Annotated in this window: 12 protein-coding genes and 5 pseudogenes; 16 read left to right on the forward strand and 1 reads right to left on the reverse strand. The window is 64.7% G+C overall.

Annotated elements, in window-relative coordinates:
- Positions 1-29: 29 nt before the first annotated feature.
- On the reverse strand, positions 30-1,142 hold the full coding sequence (locus tag YO9_RS0100730) for a polyprenyl synthetase family protein (protein WP_016995762.1): 1,113 nt from the start codon (positions 1,140-1,142) through the stop codon (positions 30-32).
- 339 nt (positions 1,143-1,481) lie between these two features.
- Here YO9_RS0100730 and dinB point away from each other — a divergent pair.
- From dinB to ftsZ, 16 genes and pseudogenes are all read left to right on the forward strand, one after another.
- Positions 1,482-2,656 (forward strand): annotated as a pseudogene (dinB, locus tag YO9_RS0100735) (DNA polymerase IV).
- 50 nt (positions 2,657-2,706) lie between these two features.
- Complete coding sequence (locus YO9_RS0100740) at positions 2,707-3,093, forward strand: DUF3040 domain-containing protein (protein WP_016995763.1); 387 nt, start codon at positions 2,707-2,709, stop codon at positions 3,091-3,093.
- A 223-nt stretch (positions 3,094-3,316) separates the two neighbouring features.
- On the forward strand, positions 3,317-3,748 hold the full coding sequence (mraZ, locus tag YO9_RS0100745; RefSeq protein ID WP_031272424.1) for a division/cell wall cluster transcriptional repressor MraZ: 432 nt from the start codon (positions 3,317-3,319) through the stop codon (positions 3,746-3,748).
- A gap of 201 nt (positions 3,749-3,949) precedes the next feature.
- Complete coding sequence (gene rsmH / locus YO9_RS0100750; RefSeq protein ID WP_016995765.1) at positions 3,950-4,933, forward strand: 16S rRNA (cytosine(1402)-N(4))-methyltransferase RsmH; 984 nt, start codon at positions 3,950-3,952, stop codon at positions 4,931-4,933.
- Positions 4,930-5,556 carry a cell division protein FtsL gene (gene ftsL / locus YO9_RS0100755; RefSeq protein ID WP_223285910.1) on the forward strand — a complete coding sequence of 209 codons (627 nt, stop codon included), beginning with the start codon at positions 4,930-4,932 and terminating at the stop codon, positions 5,554-5,556. The genes rsmH and ftsL overlap by 4 nt, the downstream gene beginning before the upstream one ends.
- Before the next feature lie 90 nt (positions 5,557-5,646).
- A complete protein-coding gene (locus tag YO9_RS0100760) occupies positions 5,647-7,500 on the forward strand; it encodes a peptidoglycan D,D-transpeptidase FtsI family protein (protein WP_016995767.1) in 1,854 nt (617 codons plus the stop codon).
- 84 nt (positions 7,501-7,584) lie between these two features.
- The gene (locus YO9_RS0100765; protein ID WP_317259693.1) at positions 7,585-9,054 is read left to right on the forward strand and encodes a Mur ligase family protein; all 1,470 of its coding nucleotides are present in this window, start codon (positions 7,585-7,587) and stop codon (positions 9,052-9,054) included.
- Positions 9,051-9,242 carry a hypothetical protein gene (locus YO9_RS20315; RefSeq protein ID WP_317259694.1) on the forward strand — a complete coding sequence of 64 codons (192 nt, stop codon included), beginning with the start codon at positions 9,051-9,053 and terminating at the stop codon, positions 9,240-9,242. The genes YO9_RS0100765 and YO9_RS20315 overlap by 4 nt, the downstream gene beginning before the upstream one ends.
- Positions 9,239-10,749: pseudogene (locus YO9_RS0100770) on the forward strand (UDP-N-acetylmuramoyl-tripeptide--D-alanyl-D-alanine ligase). Before YO9_RS20315 ends, YO9_RS0100770 begins: the two are co-directional and overlap by 4 nt.
- A complete protein-coding gene (mraY, locus tag YO9_RS0100775) occupies positions 10,746-11,879 on the forward strand; it encodes a phospho-N-acetylmuramoyl-pentapeptide-transferase (protein ID WP_031272425.1) in 1,134 nt (377 codons plus the stop codon). The pseudogene YO9_RS0100770 and the gene mraY overlap by 4 nt, the downstream one beginning before the upstream one ends.
- Positions 11,876-13,414 (forward strand): UDP-N-acetylmuramoyl-L-alanine--D-glutamate ligase, encoded by a 1,539-nt coding sequence (gene murD / locus YO9_RS0100780; RefSeq protein WP_016995769.1) that lies wholly within the window; start codon positions 11,876-11,878, stop codon positions 13,412-13,414. Before mraY ends, murD begins: the two co-directional genes overlap by 4 nt.
- Positions 13,415-13,679: 265 nt before the next feature.
- A pseudogene (gene ftsW / locus YO9_RS0100785) lies at positions 13,680-14,839 on the forward strand (putative lipid II flippase FtsW).
- Positions 14,829-15,952: pseudogene (gene murG / locus YO9_RS0100790) on the forward strand (undecaprenyldiphospho-muramoylpentapeptide beta-N-acetylglucosaminyltransferase). The pseudogenes ftsW and murG overlap by 11 nt, the downstream one beginning before the upstream one ends.
- A gap of 123 nt (positions 15,953-16,075) precedes the next feature.
- Positions 16,076-17,427 (forward strand): annotated as a pseudogene (gene murC / locus YO9_RS0100795) (UDP-N-acetylmuramate--L-alanine ligase).
- Positions 17,427-18,452 (forward strand): cell division protein FtsQ/DivIB, encoded by a 1,026-nt coding sequence (locus tag YO9_RS0100800; RefSeq protein WP_016995771.1) that lies wholly within the window; start codon positions 17,427-17,429, stop codon positions 18,450-18,452. The pseudogene murC and the gene YO9_RS0100800 overlap by 1 nt, the downstream one beginning before the upstream one ends.
- A 254-nt stretch (positions 18,453-18,706) precedes the next feature.
- Positions 18,707-19,954: a cell division protein FtsZ gene (gene ftsZ / locus YO9_RS0100805; RefSeq protein WP_016995772.1), complete on the forward strand. Its 1,248-nt coding sequence runs from the start codon at positions 18,707-18,709 to the stop codon at positions 19,952-19,954.
- Positions 19,955-20,010: the final 56 nt, after the last annotated feature.

A 20,010-nucleotide genomic window follows, 5' to 3' on the forward strand; every position in this document is an offset into this window, starting at 1 on the left:
ACGCCGCGCCCAAGCCTTGGCTGGTAGCCCTACCGGCTGCGCCGCACCGCGGCATCCGCGAGTGCGTGCAGCCCGGCGCGGGCTGTCTCGTCCGCGGGGAGGGTCGCAAGTTGGTGGTCCGCTGTGGCGACCAGCTCACCGATCAGATCTTCGGTGTGTCCCAGCGCTCCACTGTCCTCCATGAGCGTGCGGGCACGCTGAATTTCATCTTCCGTGAGGTCGCTGCGACCGAGGGCGGAGTCCAACCAGTCGATGTCCTCTGCTGACGCACCCCTGGCGCACAGGGCCACGAGCGCGGTGCGCTTGCCCTCGCGGATGTCGTCACCGGCGGGTTTGCCCGTGGTTTCGGGATCGCCGAAGACCCCCAAGACGTCATCCCTCAACTGGAACGCCTCTCCCACGGGCAACGCGAACGCCGAACAGTGAGCCAGGAATTCCTCGTCCGCGCCGGCCAACGCGGCACCGATTCGAACGGGGTGTTCGACCGAGTACTTGGCCGACTTGTATCGCAGCACGGCCATGGCGCGAGCGAGCTGTTCTTCGGGGTCCTTAGGCGTGGGGGCGACCTCCGCGTGCACGTCCAAGTACTGGCCCACCATGACCTCGGTGCGCATCGTGTCGAAAATGGCGCGGCCTGCGCGTTCGTGCTCGCGGGGGAGCGTAGCGGAAGCCTGAGCGAAAAGTTGCTCCGCGAAGGACAGGCTCATGTCACCAATCAGGACAGCGGCGCTGGTACCGAAGTGAGCGGCGTCGTCGCGCCAGCCGGACCGCGTGTGGAACCGCTCGAATTCACGGTGGACGCTCGGCTGCCCACGGCGGGTGTCGGAGCGGTCCAAGATGTCGTCGTGAATGAGTGCCGCGGATTGGAACAGCTCCAAGGATGCTGCCGCACGGACGATGGCGGGCGAGAGTGCTTCGCCGCCTGCAGCGCGCCAACCCCAGTAGCTCAGACGTGCCCGCAGTCGTTTGCCCCCGGCGGTAAGTCGCTCGATCGACTCCACCACGCGCGGAGCGTCCGGAGAAATGCGTGAGACTCGATCCCGTTCGGTCGCGAAGAATTCCGCCAGGAGATCGTTGAGCGCCCGCGAGAACTGCGCGTCCTCGGCACCTGCTGTGGTTGCGGGGTCTGGCGTCTCGGTCATACGGCGGGCACCTCATTGTCCTGGCGGTTTCGACTGAATCGGCTCCGACCAGTGGCGCGGAGCACCGCTCCAGCCTATCGGGAAGCCACCGCGTCTCTGCGTGTCAGTGCCGGTGCTTAGGCTGAGGACAACGGAAGAGAGCGTGGCCGAGAGTTTCGGAGATGGCACGGTCGAGTTAGCCGCGTTCGAGTCAGCCATGTTCGAATCAGCAGAGAGCTCCGGGAGAGGGGTGGTTTCCATGAGCGACGTTCCTCCCTCCCGACGCGCTGCCCAGGCCACCCGGGACCCACGCCGGAGCAGCTCGAGAAGTACCGCCGCTGCGCCATCCTGCACGTGGACATGGACATGTTCTTCGTGGGGGTCGAATTGCTGCGGACGCCCCAGCACCGAGGCAAGCCGGTGATCGTGGCCGGCCTGGGGCCGCGCTCCGTGGTGCTGTCCGCCTCCTATGAAGCGCGAAAGTTCGGTGTGAATTCAGCCATGCCGCTCGTTCAGGCCCGCGCGGCCTGTCCACACGCCGTGGTGCTGGAACCGCACCGCGAGGACTACACCTATTACTCGGGCTTGGTCATGGCCATGTTCCGCGAGATCACCGACCGCGTGGAACAGCTCAGCGTGGACGAAGCGTTCCTGGACGTCTCGGGTGCCATCCGGCGCCTGGGTCCACCGGCCGTGATCGCCCGGCGTATCCGGGCAGAGATCGAGAACCGTACCGGCCTGACCGCTTCCGTGGGGGTGGCGGAAACCAAGACCGTGGCCAAGATCGCCTCGGCCCACTGCAAACCCGACGGCCTGCTGATCGTGGAACCGCAGCACACGCTGGCCTTCCTGGCACAACTGCCCGTGACCAAACTGTGGGGAGTGGGCAAGCGCACCGCTGCCATTTTGCAAGGGGCTGGGATGAGCACGGTGGGGATATTGCCCAGACTCCCGTGACCAGGCTCCGCTCCCTCGTGGGTGACGCAGCGGGGCACCACCTGCATCAACTGGCCAACGGGTACGACCCTCGTGCCGTCACGCCGGTGCGCGAGGAGAAGAGCTTGGGTGCCGAACGCACCTTCGACAAGGACATCTCCGACACCGCGCAACTCAAACGAGTGCTGCTCGGGCTGTCCCACGACACCGCCGCACGCCTACGCCGTCACGGGTTACGCGCGGAGCGCGTGGGGCTCAAGCTGCGGTACTCGGACTTCTCGACCCTTTCGCGCTCGCGGACGCTGAACCATCCGATCACGTCCGCTCATGATCTGTACACGGAATCCGCGGCGCTGCTCGACCATTTGGGACCCCGAAAGCAGGCCGTCAGGTTACTGGGAGTTCGCGCTGAAAAATTGGGAGCATCTGATGACGCGTTACAACTGAGCCTGGACGGCCGCGAGGAAGAATGGGGTGCCGCTGAGCAGGCCATGGACCGAGTACACAGTCGTTTCGGACCGGGAGTGGTCAGACCGGCCAAGCTCCTTGATCCCACCGTGCCAAACCGGTCCGCAAGGGATATCCTTGATAACACGTGATGATCATTCGGGTTTCGCGGTCATCTTCATCTCTACTCGCAGGAGGAATCGTGCCCCTTTCCGAGCACGAACAGCAACTTCTGGCGCAGCTTGAAAAGCAACTGCACCAAGAAGATCCGCGTTTCGCTTCCACCATGCAGCCGGAACCCACTCGTGGGCGTGGTTCCAAGCGCAACGTGGTGCTGGGCGTGGTGATTGCCGTGGTCGGTTTGGGAATTGTCCTCGCCGGTGTCGCCACCAACCTGATCATCCTGGGTGTGCTGGGCTTCATCGTCATGGGAGTGGGCGTGTACGTGGCCATCATCCCCGCCAAGGGAGAGCCCGCCGGTTCCAGCCCCGCAGGCCCCAAGAAGAGCGGTAGCCCCAAGTCCTCGTCCAGCTTCTTGCAGAACCTGGAACAGAAGTGGGATCAGCGCAATCAGGGCGGCGGCAACTAGTCCCTCCACTCTTCCCCCACTTTCCTCCCCAGAACCACTTTTTCAGCTCCTCGGTCAGTGACCGGGGAGTTTTTCTTTGCCCGAAAGCTGCCGAACGGACCTCCGGAACCCCGGAAACACGGGGGAGTGGAGTGAATACGTTGACGGTGGAGGTAAGTGGAGTAAAGTGGAGCGCGGTAGAGGAACGAGGGTGCAGTAGGACCCCTGAATCAAGGTGGTGGAGATGTTTCTCGGAACATACTCACCGCGCCTTGACGAGAAGGCCCGGCTGATCCTCCCGGCCAAGTTTCGGGCTGAACTGGCGGAAGGACTCGTACTGACCCGCGGGCAAGAGCGTTGCCTGTACGTGTTCAGTAACGAGGAATTCGCCCGGGTGCACGAACAAATGCGAGCGGCACCGTTGTCGTCCAAGCAGGCACGGGATTACATCCGCGTTTTTCTGTCCGGAGCTTCGGACGAAGTCCCGGACAAGCAAGGTCGCGTGACCATTCCCGCGGCACTGCGCCAATACGCCGGGCTCGGTAAAGAGCTCGCCGTGATCGGTGCAGGTAGCCGAGCGGAGATCTGGGACGCACAGGCATGGCAGCAGTACTTGGAGGAGAAGGAGGCAGCGTTCTCGGACACCGAAGAAGAGGTGATCCCCGGACTGTTCTGATTTCACCGCAGCTCACGCGCCCCGGATACGAGATCTCCAGCCGCCCACGTCACCGTCCTGACTCGACTTCCCCCGAGTCAGGCCGGATTCGAGAGGCGAGTGGCGGAGGGGGATCTGGTAGCCGGACCGCGGAGGACCAATGACCGTCAACCATGCGGGTCACAGCAACCAGGGCTGAACCCGGACAGATCAGGAGCCCGAATGCAGGACACACCAACTGAGCAGCGCCACGTACCGGTGCTGCTCGATCGCTGTCTGGACCTTTTGGCTCCCGGTTTCGACACCGACTCCCCGGTGGTCCTGGACGCCACCCTGGGCATGGGTGGGCACAGCGAAGCGATGCTCAAGCGCTTTCCGAATCTCACGGTGGTCGGTATCGACCGGGATCCCCAGGCGCTCGAGCTCGCAGGGAAGCGGTTGGCTCCGTTCGGTGATCGGTTCCTGAGCATTCACACCACGTACGACAACATCGCCGACGCCGCCGCGGTCGCCGGCGTGGACACCGTGGACGGGGTCCTTTTCGATCTGGGAGTTTCATCCCTGCAGTTGGACGAACGGGAACGCGGTTTCGCGTATTCGTTCGACGCGCCCCTGGACATGCGCATGGACTCCGAAGCCGAGTTCACCGCTGAAACCGTGGTCAATGAGTACAGCGAAGATGAATTGCGCACCATATTGCGTAACTGGGGTGAAGAACGATTCGCCCCGCGGATCGCGCGAGCCATTGTCGCGGCACGCGCAGTGAAACCACTCAAGACCACCGGAGAACTCGTGGACGTCGTGAAGTCGGCGGTGCCCATGAGCGCCCAACACAAAAAGGGCCACCCCGCAAAGCAAACTTTTCAAGCGCTACGCATTGAAGTTAATGAAGAGCTTGATGTTTTAACCCGTGCAATTCCTGCCGCCTTGGAAACTATTAGGGTCGGGGGGCGTGTCGTCGCTATGAGTTACCACTCACTAGAGGACAAAATTGTGAAGCAGGAATTTGCGCGTGGAGCGCGTTCCACGGCACCCAAGGGATTCCCTGTGGAGCTGCCGGAACACCAACCCACGCTCAAGGTTCTGACTCGCGGGGCCGAGAGGCCCAGCGACGAGGAAACCGCAACCAACCCCCGAGCGGCCTCGGCTCGGTTGCGGGCAGTAGAGAAAATTCGCACCACCATGAAGTCAGGGAGTACACGATGAGCAGCGCGGTTATGTCACATCCGGCGCCGTCATCGACCCCTCAGGAAGAGCTTCACTCCGAACAGTCACGCACTCCGCTCTCGGTCGTTCCGCAGCGCGAGGTGCGGCGCAGTCGAGTCTCCACCGTGGTGATGTGCGCCATCGCTCTGGCCGCCGCCCTCATGGGCATCCTGTTCCTCAACATCCAGATCTCCTCCGGTCAGTACCGCCTCACCGAGCTCACCATTCAGGAACGAGCTCTCTCCCAGGAGAACGAGGCGCTCACGCAAGACATCGAAGCCAACGCTGCACCCCAGAACCTGGCCGCACGAGCCAATGACCTGGGCATGGTCCAGGCCAAGGACGTGGGCACCGTGACGCTGAGCACCGGAGCGGTCGCGGCGGCGTCGGGAGTGGCCGAAAAGGGCAATGCCCAGGAGATCCTGGTGCCCCCGGCCAAGATGAAGGGCTCTGAAGCTGCGGAGAACGCTCGCGTGGCTGCCGAGGAACGCGCTGAGAAGCGCGCCAAGGAAGAGGCCGATAAGAAGGCCGCAGAGCGTAAGGCGCAGCAGAAGACCCAGGAGAAGGAGAACCTCAACGGAGGCTCCATCCCGGCACCTGCGCAGCGCGCGCCCGGCCAGTAAACTTTGCACTTCCGGCAACGGCGCCGGAATCACAGCCCGCACCTTCGGAGGTAGCCCGCTACGCTGACTGCTAGGAATTGAGGATTCACCGTGTCATCACCCGCAACCGGAAACGCGTCCTGGCGACCCCGCTGGACGCGTGCACAGGTTGGTATCGCCCTGTTGCTGGCGTTGTTGCTGGTGGTCGCGGGAAAGCTCTTCTGGGTGCAGGGACTCGACCCCACGGGTCGGGCGGAAGCGGCAGCGGAGAGCCGCACGCAGACCGAGGCGATCCCGGCCGTCCGTGGTGACATCAAGGACACCAACGGGGAGGTCCTGGCCCGAACCCTGCAGCGTTACGACATCACGGTCGATCAGACCGCCGTGGCCGCCTACACCCGGGTGAAAGATGACCAGTCCACCGAGCAGGTGACTCCCACCCAGGCCGTGTACGAGATCGCCGATGCACTGAGCCTCCCGGACACCGAGGTCAAGAACGCACTGGACGGTGACAAGACCTTCAACTACGTGGCCCGAGGTGTCACCCCCGAGCAGTACGGCAAAATCCAGGACCTCAATCTCCCGTACGTTTTCGGACAACCGACCTTCCAACGCAGCTATCCCAACGGCGCGGTGGGCGGTTCCATCGTAGGATTCCTGGGCGGCGACAACGAGGCCCTGGGTGGCATCGAGCAGACCCAGGACGAGAAACTGCGTGGCGTGGACGGTGAACGCCGGTACGAGATCTCCGGTGACGGCGTGCGTATCCCCGTGGCACCGCAGGAGTTGCAGGCCCCGCAGGACGGTTCCGACATCCAGCTCTCCATGGACAGTGACGTCCAGTACTTCGCACAGCAGGCCGTGTCGGAGCGGGACGAGGAGCTCAACGCTGAATGGGGCAGCGCCGTGGTGATGGACATCAAGTCCGGCAAGGTGCTGGCCATGGCGGACTCCTCGACCGTCGACCCGAACGTTCCCGGTGAAGCTGAGGGCGAGGATCTGGGGGTCCGCTCCGTGACGCACGCCGTGGAGCCCGGCTCGACCCAGAAGATCCTGACCACCGCCGCCGTCATGGACCAGGGGATCGCAAATCCCGATACCGAGATCACCGTGCCTCCGCATCTGCAGATCGACACGGAGAAGATCACGGACGCCTTTGACCACGGCACTCAGAACCGCACGGTGGCGGGCATCATCGCGGACTCCATGAACACGGGCACCGTGATCATGGGTTCCAAGATGGACAAGCAGACCCGCCACGACTATATGGCGAATTTCGGGGTGGGCCAGTCCACGGGTATCGAACTTCCCGGCGAGACCTCGGGCATCCTGGCCCCCGCGGATGACTGGGACTTCCGTCAGCAGTTCACCGTGCTGTTCGGTCAGGGCGTTTCGCAGAGCCCGCTGCGCACAGCATCGATTTTCCAGGCGGTCGCCAACGACGGCGTGCTGATCGAACCTCGCCTCGTGGAATCCACGGAGGACGCGGACGGCACGGTCACCACTCCGGAGCAGCCGGAAGGCAAGCGCGTGGTGTCCCCTGAGGCCGCGCAGAAGACCATGGAGGTCATGGAGACCGTGGTGACCGAAGGCGGCGCCAAGGAGGCAGCGGTTCCCGGTTATCGCGTGGGTGGCAAGACCGGTACCGCGGAGGCCCCCAGCGATCAGGGCGGCTACGACGGCTACACCACGTCATTCGTGGGCGTGGCACCCATGGAAGACCCCCAGTACCTGGTGGCCGTGACTCTCCAACGACCCGAGGGAGATGTCCACACTATTGGCGTCACGGAGACCTTCTCCAAGATCATGGAACAGGTTCTGCACCACTACAACGTGCCGCCTTCCACCACTGATCCGGTGGAGATTCCCAAGGAAGTTCCGGACAATCTGGACCGTTCCGTGACACCCACGAACGCTCTGGACCAAACGTGGCCTTCACCGGCTCGGGAAGAGTCGCAGGGATAAACTCGCAGCACCAGGTTATTTACCGGTACGTACCGGCCCCGGTGAGCGGGGCACGCTCGCTACAGCTTTTTGAAGAGGACATCCATGGTTGCATCTGCCGAACAGGGACTCGACGCGCAGTCGGTGCGTCCGTCCCGTCCCGTGGCGCACACAGTTGAGCAGTTGGCTCGTCTCACGGGCGCGCAGATCGTGGGTTCGCAGGGCACATCGGATACTTCCGTGACGGGCGTGGTCCTGAATTCTCGAGAGATCCAGCCGGGCGACCTGTATTCGGCCCTTCCGGGGGCGCGCGTGCACGGGGCAAAATTCGCCGCCGACGCCGCCGCGTCCGGTGCCGTGGCAATTCTCACGGATTCCGCGGGAGCGGATCTCGTCGCCCAAGCTGGTGTGGATCTGCCCGTGTTGCTGAGCGAGGACCCACGGGCGTGGACCGGTCGGATTGCTGCCGAGGTCTACAATTCTCAGCCCGCGGACAGCAACGCTCAGAAGCTGTTCGCCGTTACCGGAACCAACGGCAAGACCACCACCACGTACTTCGTGACCTCCATCCTGCGGGCACTGGGCCACACCACGGGGCTGATCGGCACCATTGAGATCCTGGCGGGGGACACCCCCATTCCGTCCAAGCTGACCACCCCTGAGGCTCCTCAGGTGCATTCGTTGCTGGCCCTCATGCGCGAGCGCGGCATTGGTGCGACCGCTATGGAGGTCTCCTCTCACGCGCTGGAATTCCATCGCGTGGACGGAGTCCGCTACGACGTGGCCGGATTCACCAACCTCACGCAGGATCACCTGGACCTGCACGGGTCCATGGAGGCCTACTTCGAGGTCAAGGCGCAGTTGTTCACCGCGGAACGCACCGGGCGCGCCGTCGTCCTGTTGACCGAAGGCGATCAGTGGAGCGAGGCAATGGCACGCCGTGCCCGCGAGAACCTCGGGGCCGACCACGTCAGCTCGGTGGCCCTGCGCGGCAATGTGGGCAATGACGCCCACTCGGGACCCGATCGCTCCGGCGCGGACTGGACCCTGAACTCATTGACTCGGCGCGGTATCGGCCACGCCTTCACGCTGCAGCACCGAGACGGTCGCAAACTCAAGGTTTCCACCGCCCTGCCCGGTGACTTCAACGTGGCCAACGCTGCCCTTGCCGTCTTGATGGTCCTGGAGTCCGGCGTGGATCTGGACACCCTGCAGAAGGCACTGGACGAGCACGATCCGTTGACCACCGATGTGCCCGGGCGCATGCAGCTGATCGGCACCCGACCCACGTCGGTCGTGGACTTCGCGCACAACCCTGACGCCATGGTCCGAGCCCTGCAGTCCGTGGAGCCCACCGAGGAAGGTGGCCGGACCATCATCGTGTTCGGTGCCACCGGCAGGCGGGACACCAGCAAACGACCCATCATGGGACGGATCGCCGCAGAGGGTGCGGACATCGTGATCGTCACCGACGACGACCCCCACGACGAAGACCCCGCGCCCATTCGCGAACAGGTGCTCAGGGCGCACGTGAGGCCCAGGAACACGGGGCCCGTGCCGCTGAGGTGCACGTGATCGCCCCGCGAGAAGTAGCTATCCACACTGCGGTGCGCATGGCCCGACCGGAGGATTCGATCATCCTGGCCGGCCGCGGTCACGAAGTTTTCCAAGATCTCAATGGCGTGGCGCATCCCCTGGATGACCGCGTTGAGCTCAGGGCGGCGCTGGACGCGCTGCACTCGGGCCGTAAGGAGCAGTCATGATTTCCCTGTCCGCCACTCAGGTGGCTCAAGCCACCGGTGGTCGTTTGGTTGGTGTCCAGGACCCGGAGGCCGTGGTGATCTCGTCGGTCACCACGGATTCACGTGAGGTCACCCAGGGCACCCTGTTCGTGGCTAAGCCCGGCGAGGCCACTGACGGGCACAAGTTCGTACCCCAGGCCGCTCAGGCCGGTGCCGTGCTCAACCTGCTCGAGCGCGAGGTGACCAACGACGCGGGGGAGACCTACCCCGGTGTGGTCGTGACCGACGTCGTCGAGGCCATGGGCGCTCTGGCAAGTAACGTGATCGATCGGCTGCGGGAGAAGCACCCGGTGACCGTGGTGGCCGTGACGGGCTCGGTGGGGAAGACGACCACCAAGGACCTGTTGGCCGGCATCTTCGGATCCCAAGGTCCGACCGTGGCGCCGCGCAATTCCTACAACGGTGAAGTGGGTGTCCCGCTCACGGTGTTCACCGCCCAAGAGGACACGCGGTACTTCGTGATCGAAATGGGTGCCAATCACCTGGGCAACATCGAGTACCTCTGCAACATGGTCCGCCCTGACGTCGGGGCCGTGCTGTGCGTGGGTACAGCGCACGCCGGTGAGTTCGGCGGCGTCGAGAACATCGCGCGCACCAAGGGTGAAATGGTCGAGGGTCTCGCCCCGAACGGCACTGCGGTGCTCCACGACGACGATCCCCGTGTGCGTCAGATGCGGACCCGCACTCAGGCGAACATCATCTCCTTCGGCCTCGGGGCCGAGGCACATGCGCCGGAACACGGTGACGACCGCGTGTGGGCCGAAAACGTCACCGTGGGCGCTGACGGCTGCCCGAGCTTCACGCTCCACTTGCCCGACGGCTCGGCGCACGAGATCGAGTCCAAGCTCATCGGAGCGCACCACGTGTCCAACATCCTGGCCGCTGCGTCTGTGGCGTTCGCGGCAGGTGTCGAGCCGCAGGTCATTGTGGCCGGCCTCAACGGCCAGGGAGCACAGTCCCGCTGGCGCATGGAGCGCACCGAGCGCCCGGACGGCGTGACCGTGATCAACGATGCCTACAACGCGAACCCGCAGTCCATGCGCGCCGCGCTCCAGACCCTGGCTCAAATGGGTCGCGGTGACGGCCAGACCGCACCGCGCCGCACCGTGGCCGTGCTGGGCGGGATGTACGAACTCGGCCAAGAGTCCGTGGCCGCTCACGACGCACTGGGCCAGCTCCTGGTGCGGATGAACATTTCGCACGTCGTGGCCGTGGGTGACCTGGCGCGACCCATCTTCACTGCGGCGACCCTCGAGGTTCTTGGGGCGACGAGGCACAGTGGGTGGCCACCGCGGAAGAAGCGGAGGAATACCTCAAGGGTGCGTTGCAACCCGGGGACATCGTGTTGTTCAAATCTTCCAACGCCGCCGGACTCAACCATCTGGGGGACCGGGTCGCGGCTGATGCTTCGGTCCGGACCGCGGCCACCAACGAAACGACCAACGGCAAGGGGAACGAGCCAGCATGATTCAGTTGCTCATGGCTGCGGGGCTGGGCCTCGTCTTTTCGATTTTCGGCACCCCCGCGCTCATCAAGTTGTTGGCTCGCCGTGGCTACGGCCAGTACATCCGTGACGACGGCCCCACGAGCCACCAGACCAAGCGCGGCACCCCCACCATGGGTGGCGTGGCCATTCTGCTCTCCGTGGTTGCGGCCTACCTCGTGACCCACCTGGTCAGTGTGTTGGCCTGGCCGGAGAACGGTGGCATGACCATTTCCGGCCTGCTCGCACTGGGCCTCATGCTGGGTATGGGCTTGGTGGGCTTCCTGGATGACTACAAGAAGATCGCCAAGAAGCAGAACCTGGGACTCACCGCCGCAGGCAAGATGATCCTGCAAGGCACCATCGGTATCGCGTTCGCGGTGCTCGTTCTCTTCTTCCCGGACGAAGCGGGTAACACGCCCGCATCCACCGCGATTTCGTGGACCCGGGACACCAACTTCGACCTGGCCTTCGCCGGTCCGATCATCGGTGCCATCCTGTTCGTGATCTGGGTGAACCTGATCGCGACCGGTACCACCAACGCGGTGAACCTCACCGACGGCCTGGACGGACTGGCCACGGGCGCGTCCATCCTGGTGTTCAGCGGCTACATGCTCATCGCCCTGTGGCAGTCCGGTCACCTGTGCGAGAACGTGGACCAAGCAGCGTGCTACGAGGTCCGCGACCCCATGGACCTGGCGATCGTGGCCGCCGCTCTCGTGGGTGCGTTGATCGGATTCCTGTGGTGGAACACCGCACCCGCCAAGATCTTCATGGGCGACACCGGATCGTTGGGACTCGGTGGTGCGCTGGCCGCGTTCGCCGTGCTGTCCCGTACCGAGCTGCTCCTCATCCTGATTGCGGGCCTGTTCGTGGTCATCACGCTCTCGGTCATCATGCAGGTGGGTTACTTCAAGCTCTCCGGCGGTAAGCGCATCTTCAAGATGGCACCGCTGCAGCACCACTTCGAGCTCAAGGGCTGGCAAGAGGTCACCATCGTGGTGCGTTTCTGGATCATTGCCGGTCTTTTCGTTGCCGCGGCGCTCGGTGTGTTCTACGGTGACTGGTTGATTCACAACGGAGGGGCTTTCCCCGGAGCTGAGGCACTTCGATGATTCACGCGAGTAACGACAACCCCGTTCTGGACAACCCGCGGCTGGCGAATCTGACCAGTTGGGATGCCGATTGGCGCGGATTGCGAGTGGTAGTCGCCGGCATCGGTGTGTCGGGTTTCGCCGCCGCGGACACGCTCATCGAACTTGGTGCGCGCGTGGTCGTGCTGGACGGTAACGACACTGCTCGCAATCGACAGCGTGCCGACACCCTGCGCATCGTGGGCGCCCTGGACGTCAACCTCGGCCAGGGGTCCATGACCTTCGTTCCCGACGTCGCCGGGGACCGCCCGGACGTGATCGTCACCTCACCCGGCTTCCCGCCCACGCACCCGTTGCTCCTGGCGGCCCGGGAAGAGGGCATCCAGATCTGGGGCGACGTGGAACTGGCGTGGCGCGTGCGCGAACGCGAAGGCCGCAAGACCGCCGAATGGGTGTGCATCACCGGCACCAACGGTAAGACCACCACCGTGGGAATGACCGCATCCATGCTCCAAGCCGCAGGTCTCAAGGCAATTGCGGTGGGCAATGTGGGCACGCCCATCCTGGATGCGCTGCGCGATCCGGTTGAATACGACGTACTGGCCGTGGAGTTGTCCAGCTTCCAATTGCACTGGACCCACTCGATGGCGCCCTTGGCGTCCGTGGTGCTCAACCTGGCCCAGGACCACGTGGACTGGCACGAGGGTTACGAGAACTACGTGGCGGACAAGTCCCGCGTGTACGAGAACACCAAGGTTGCGTGCGTGTTCAACGTCGAGCAAGACGGCTCCGTGGAACTCGTGGAGGAAGCGGACGTCCAAGAAGGTTGCCGCGCGATCGGTTTCACCACCGGCTCCCCGGACCTGTCCATGGTGGGTGTCGTGGATGATCTCCTGGTCGACCGTGCGTTCGTGGAGGACCGGCGGAACACGGCCGCAGAGCTGGGCAACGTGGCCGATACCGGCGCGCTACCCACTCGCCATGTGGTGGCCAATGCACTGGCCGCAGCCGCCCTCGCGCGCGCAGCCGGTGTTGCGCCGGAAGCGGTGCGTGACGGTCTGCTCGCGTTCCAGCCGGGCGAGCACCGGATCCAGTTGGTGGCCGAGTCCGACGGCGTTCGCTGGGTCAACGATTCCAAGGCCACCAATCCGCACGCGGCCCAGGCTTCACTGTCCGCCTTCGATTCGGTCATCTGGATCGCCGGTGGATTGTCCAAGGGCGTGAGCTACGACCAGCTCATCGAACGCAACGCCTCCCGGCTGCACACGGTGATTCTGATCGGCACCGACAATCAGTCGCTGTTGGATGCACTCGAACGCCACGCTCCGGACGTGACCGTCGTGGCGACGTCGGGTCCGGATGCCGTCGACCCAAACGCTGACCCCACGGACGGCTACGCCGCCATGTGCACGGCGGTGCAGCAGGCGCGTAAGCTCGCGAACCCGCAGGACACCGTGCTCATGGCACCGGCCGCGGCGTCCATGGACCAATTCAAGGATTACGCGGACCGCGGCGACGCTTTCATGAACGGCGTGCGCGAAGAACTGGGACTCTGATGGCGAAATCCCCCGGCCGAAGCTCCGACACACCCCGCAACGGCGCAGTTGCCGACCGACCGAGTGGCAACCGCTCCACAGCGGGACTCCCGGGCCCCGCGTTCGCGACGACGATCTGGGAGTGGTCCGTGCCAGCGGCGGGGGAGGCCACACCCTGAGCACCAAACTGCGTCATCTGTGGCACCAACTGGTGGACGGGCCGCTGTTCCACTCGTACTGGGCACTGGCCGGCGCCGTGATCATGCTCACCGCGATCGGCATGATGATGGTGCTGTCCGCGTCCGCGGTCGAGGCCATTGCCGAGGACAGCTCCGCGTACTTCCTGTTCCAGCGTCAGGCCATGTTCGGGGTGGCCGGCCTGGTGGCCATGATCGGATTGTCGTTCGTCCCCGCCTGGCTCTACCGGAAATTTTCGTGGGTCCTCTGGGCACTCGGTGTCGGCCTGTTGCTCCTGGTGTTCTCACCGCTGGGCGAGGAGGTCAACGGTAACCGGAACTGGCTGAACCTGGGCGGCCTGACGCTGCAGCCTTCCGAGGCCGCCAAGCTGGCGCTGTGTGTCTGGTTGGCCGCGCAGTTCGCGAAACAGGGTGACGAGATCAAGGACTGGAAGAAGGCACTGTGGCCTTCGGCCATCGGATTCTTGGTGCCCACCGGCCTGGTCGCCGCGGGCGGTGACATGGGTACGGCCATCGTGTTCGTCCTGATTTACGCCGCCGCCTTGTTCTTCGCGGGCGCTCCGCTCAAGATCTTCGCCGGGGCGGCCGTACTGGGCATCGTGGGTGGCGTGGGGGCGATCATCACCGCCCCGCACCGTGTCGACCGCATCACCGGCTGGCTCTTCGGAGAATGCGGTGCCACGGACGCGTGCTGGCAGGCTGAGCAAGGTCTCAACGCACTGGCACCGGTGGCTGGTGGGGAGTGGGCCTGGGTCAGTCCCGGCTCAAGTACAACTACGTGCCCGAGGCCCACAACGACTACATCTTCTCGATCATCGGCGAGGAGTTGGGGCTGCTGGGAACCGCCATCATCCTGTTGCTCTTCGCCATCATGGTGATCGCCATGGCCCGGATCATTCTGCGAACCCGCAGCATCTTTGTGCGCATCGCCACGGCATGTGTGGCCACCTGGCTGGTGGGCCAGGCCTTTGTGAACCTCGGCATGGTCACGGGCTTGCTACCGGTGATCGGTATTCCGTTGCCGTTCATCAGCTACGGTGGTTCGGCGCTGCTGATCAGTCTGATGGCCGTGGGCGTGGTGATGTCCTTCGCGCGCGTTCCGCGTTCCGTTCAGGTCGGCAACCAATCCGCGATCCTGGATCGTCAAGAGGCACACGAGGCCTCCGGCGATCAGGAACCGCGGCGTCGGGGGCCACAATGGTTGCGACGTATGACTTCGCAGGGGGGAAAGGCACATCATGACCAGTGAACCGCTGAACAATGCTGAGCGCAGCGTGAACGTGGTGCTCGCGGGAGGTGGCACCGCGGGGCACGTGAGCCCCTTGTTGGCTATCGCTCACGCCATTCAGAATGCCCATCCGGCCGCCTCCGTGTGCGCCGTGGGAACGGCATCGGGGATGGAAACTCGCTTGGTCCCGGCCGCGGGTGTGCCACTCGAACTCATTGAGCGCGTGCCGCTGCCTCGCCGCCCATCGGCGGATCTGCTCCGACTGCCCGCGCGTCTGAACCGGGCGGTTCAACAGGCCGGACGGATTCTCGATTCTCGACATGCGGACGTCGTAGTGGGCGTTGGCGGCTACGTGTGCACGCCCGTCTACCTGGCGGCCGCTCGGCGCCGGATCCCCGTGATCATTCACGAGGCCAACGCTCGGCCCGGACTCGCCAACCGCGTGGGCGCCCGCTTTGCCTCCGTGGTCGCCACGGCCTTTGCCGACACACCGCTCAAGGACGCCGTGCCCGTGGGAATGCCCATGCGCCGGGAAATCTCCGAGCTGGACCGTGCAGGTTTGCGTGCCCGGGCGCGTGAAGAGCTCGGTCTCGATCCGGACCTGCCCACCGTAGTGGTGACCGGCGGTTCTTCCGGGGCCCAGTCCATGAACCGTACGGTCGCGAAGATCGCGCACGAAGTGGCCGAACAGGGGTATCAGCTGTTGCACGTCACCGGGCGGACCAAGGAGGTCCGCACGGACAACGGAGAACTACTGCAAGCTCCCGGCTACGTGCAGACCGAATACGTGGACGGGATGGAGAAGGTGTACGCCGCCGCGGATCTGCTCGTGGCGCGCGCCGGCGCCGCCACGGTGTGCGAGGTCGCGGCCGTGGGGCTCCCCGCAGTCTTCGTGCCCCTGCCCATCGGTAACGGCGAGCAAGCCTCAACGCCCGGTCCCTGGTGGCTGCCGGGGGAGCGGAACTCGTCAAGGATTCCGAATTCACCCCGCAGTACTACCGTGACACGGTGGCCGCACTGGTTACCGATGCACCACGGCTGGAGCAAATGGCTGAAGCTTCCGCGGCGCACGGCATTCGCGATGCGGCCCAGACCATGGCGCAGCTGGTGCTGGAGCACGCGGCCCGCCGTTAAGGTTGAGTCACCGACCATCCTTCACTCCCACTTCCCACTTCCCACTTCCCGTTCGGAGGAGACCAACGTGAACTCCCAGGTCCAGCTCGATCCCCACGCGCTGGGCGCGTCCACTTCATCGGTATGGGTGGGGCGGGCATGTCCGCCGTCGCACGCTTGCTGCTTGCTCGCGGAGTGGACGTGAGCGGTTCGGACGCCAAGGACTCCAAAGGACTGCGTGAACTCGAGGAACTCGGTGCCACCGTGTTCGTGGGTCAGCAGGCCCAGAACGTGCACGGTGCCGGCACCGTGGTCATTTCCACCGCTATCAAGCCCAGCAACCCAGAGCTTTCCGCCGCACGGGAGCAGGGCCTGCGGGTCGTGCACCGTTCGGAGGCCCTGGCTTCCGCCATGCACGGTCGCCGAGTGGTGGCCGTTGCGGGCACCCACGGCAAGACCACCACGAGCTCCATGACCACCGTGGCGTTCCGCGCGGCCGGGCTGGACCCTTCGTGGGCCATCGGCGCGTTCGTGGCCGATCTCGGAGCCAATGCTGCTTCGCCGACGGCGCGTGGTTCGTCGCGGAGGCGGACGAGTCCGACGGCTCCTTCCTGGCCTACCTTCCCGAGATCGCGGTGATCACCAACGTGGAGCCCGACCACCTGGACCACTACGGTTCGGCAGAAGAGTTCTTTGCGTCCTTCGATCGATTCGTGGAGACCATTCGTCCCGGCGGGGCCCTGGTGGCGTGCGTGGACGATGCCGGCTCGCGGAACCTAGCCGAGCGGCGTCGTGAAACCGGCGAAGCCGTCCTGACCTACGGACTGGACCCCGCGGCGGACGTCCGGATCTCGGGTATCGAGGCGCGCGGCGTGGGTTCCCACTGCACCTTGACCTTCTCCTTGGCCGGGGGAGAACCCCGCTCTCTGGAGCTGGATCTCTTGGTTCCGGGCGCGCACAACATCGCCGACGCCGCCGCAGCATTCACCGCCGGCCTGGCCGCGGGCGCGGAACCGGAGGCCTTGATCGACGGTTTGGGACAGTTCCACGGTTCCGCACGTCGTTTCGACCTGAAAGGCACGGCACGCGGGGTGCGCGTCTTCGACGACTACGCGCACCACCCGACCGAGGTTCAAGCCGCTCTCAAGGCCGCCCGTGAGGTGGCCGGCGAGCACAAGGTGCACGCCATCTTCCAGCCGCACCTCTACTCGCGCACCCGCGAATTCGCCGCCGAGTTCGCCGCGGCGTTGGAACTGGCCGACCACGCCTACGTCCTGGACGTCTTCGGTGCACGCGAGGAACCGATTCCTGGCATTACGGGCCGTAGCATTTCCGACCTGGCGCCGTCCGGTCGAGTCGTGTCCACCCCCGAGGCGGAAGGGGCCATCGGAGAGGTCCTGCAGTCGGCGGCTGAAGGGGACCTGATTTTGACCGTGGGTGCCGGCGACGTCACCGCGCTCGGCCCGAAGATCGTGGACGGGTTGGCGCTCAACTAATGGTCAGGCCCACACCACCGCATCAACCGCGCCTGGGCTGGGATCCCGACTCGGAGGATCTTCGGTCGCACGGTCCCGGCGAGGACGGACCCTACGACGGTGCCGCCCACGATGATTTCGACGACACCGGCGAGAACGAGCCGGTACGCGTTCGGGTCATCGATGAGTCCAAGGTTTCGCGCGTCGACACGGGACAGCTTCAGGAAACCCCGCTGCCCGGTGGCCGGTTCTCCACGTGGCGGCAGCGTCGCAAGGCCGCCAAGGCGGAAGCTGCGGATCAGGACAGCGCAGCGGATCCCTCGGACCCGGACACGGTGGTCGACTTTCCTCGCAGTTCGCACCGCCGACGCCGCCGCAATCGTTGGCTCGCGTTGCTCGCCGCCTTGTTGGTAGCGGCCTTGTTCGTGGGCATCGTGTTCTTCTCACCGCTGTTCGCCACTCGGTCCATAGACGTGGAAGGTGCCCGCCTGACGGACCCCCAGAACGTCGAGGAGGCACTGCAGCCGTTCGAGGGAGTGCCACTGACCAGGATCTCGAAAGAAGAGGTCCGAGCCGCGGTGGGTGACGTGCCGCAGGTGAAGTCCGTGGACGTGGTGCTGGAACCTCCGCACACCATCACGGTGCAGCTGCACGAGCGCGTGGGTGTGGCCGCGGTGAAGGAGGGGCAAGACGTGGTCCTCGTTGACTCACAGGGTCAGCAGTTGGCGACCTACGGTGAGGGTGACCGCCCGGACGTCCCGATGATCGAGGGCGGCAGGGACGTGCTGAGCACCAACAAGTTCGCCGCGATCTCCGATGTGCTCGCCGCGCTGCCGGCCAATGTGCTCAGCCAACTGGACACTGCAGCCGCTCCCTCCGAATCCTCTGTGGAGCTGACGTTCGCGGACGGTCGGAAGGCCGTGTGGGGCGATTCCTCGGACAGTGAGTTGAAGGCTCAAGTCTTGGCCGCACTCGTGAGTGACGAAGCGACCGCCAACGGCACGGTATATGACGTTTCGGCGCCGCTGCACCCCACGATCGAATAACCCGCAATCACGACCATATCTCAGCTTCAAGCTCACCTTGAAGCTGCTGAATTCGCCTGTGACCAGGGTTTCGGCGACTCACCAGGAAACACAAACGGTCATGATATGGAGAACCCGCAGGTGATTGGTACTCTAAGGTCGACATGAAATGCGACATACCCGTTTGCGCATAAATCGCTCAAGTCTCAAGTAATTCTTGAACTTATTGGATTGACGAAACGGGTGTCGGTAAGCCCCACGCGAGTTAGGTGCATATGGACTCCTCAACCCCCCAGAACTACTTGGCTGTCATCAAGGTGGTCGGCATCGGCGGCGGCGGTGTCAACGCTGTCAACCGCATGATCGAGGAAGGTCTGCGCGGCGTTGAGTTCATCGCCATCAACACTGATGCCCAGGCACTGCTGATGTCGGACGCAGACGTCAAGCTCGATGTCGGTCGCGAGCTGACCCGCGGCCTCGGTGCCGGCGCCAACCCCGATGTCGGTCGCCAGGCAGCCGAGGATCACGAAGAGGAAATCCAGGAAGTGCTCAAGGGCGCTGACATGGTCTTCGTGACCGCTGGTGAAGGCGGCGGCACCGGTACCGGTGGTGCACCGGTCGTGGCTCGTATCGCTCGTTCCTTGGGTGCGCTGACCATCGGTGTGGTCACCCGTCCGTTCACCTTCGAGGGGCGTCGCCGTTCCAACCAGGCCGAGAACGGTATCGAGACCCTGCGCGACGAGGTGGACACGCTCATCGTGATCCCCAACGATCGCCTGCTCTCCATCTCGGACCGCAACGTGTCCATGCTGGATGCGTTCAAGTCCGCGGACCAGGTTCTGCTGTCCGGTGTTTCCGGCATCACCGATCTGATCACCACCCCGGGCCTGATCAACCTGGACTTCGCGGACGTGAAGTCCGTGATGCAGGGTGCCGGCTCGGCTCTCATGGGCATCGGCTCCGCACAGGGTGAGGATCGCGCCGTCAAGGCTGCCGAGCTCGCCATTGCTTCGCCGCTGCTCGAAGCGTCCATCGACGGCGCTCACGGCGTGCTGCTCTCCATCCAGGGCGGTTCCGACCTCGGCCTATTCGAGATCAACGAGGCCGCTCGCCTGGTGCAGGAAGTGGCTCACCCCGAGGCCAACATCATCTTCGGTGCCGTGATCGACGACGCTCTGGGAGACCAGGCTCGCGTGACCGTGATCGCCGCAGGCTTCGACTCTGTCTCTCAGGAGACCAACGCCAACAACTCCTCCCCGGCGGAGCGTCAGGCGGCCAACACCCGCGCGGCCTTCGGCGGTGACGCCTCGCGTCCCTCGGGCGTGGGTCGATCCCCGCAGCGCGGTGGCTCATCCTATGGCAACAACAACTCGCAGTCCTTCGGCTCCCGTCAGTCGCAGGAAGATGACATCCCGGACGACGCCGGCTTCGACGTTGACCTGCCCGCCGAGGGCGAGTCCTCGAACTCCTCGTCCAACTCGTCCCGCAAGGATTCCCTGGACTTCCCGGATTTCCTGAAGTGAGTTGAGCGGGCCCTGCCCGCCGGGTTGACCCCCGAATGATTGGATCACGGGGTGGG

It is taken from the genome of Kocuria atrinae C3-8 (genome assembly GCF_000286355.1).
Classification (GTDB): domain Bacteria; phylum Actinomycetota; class Actinomycetes; order Actinomycetales; family Micrococcaceae; genus Kocuria; species Kocuria atrinae_A.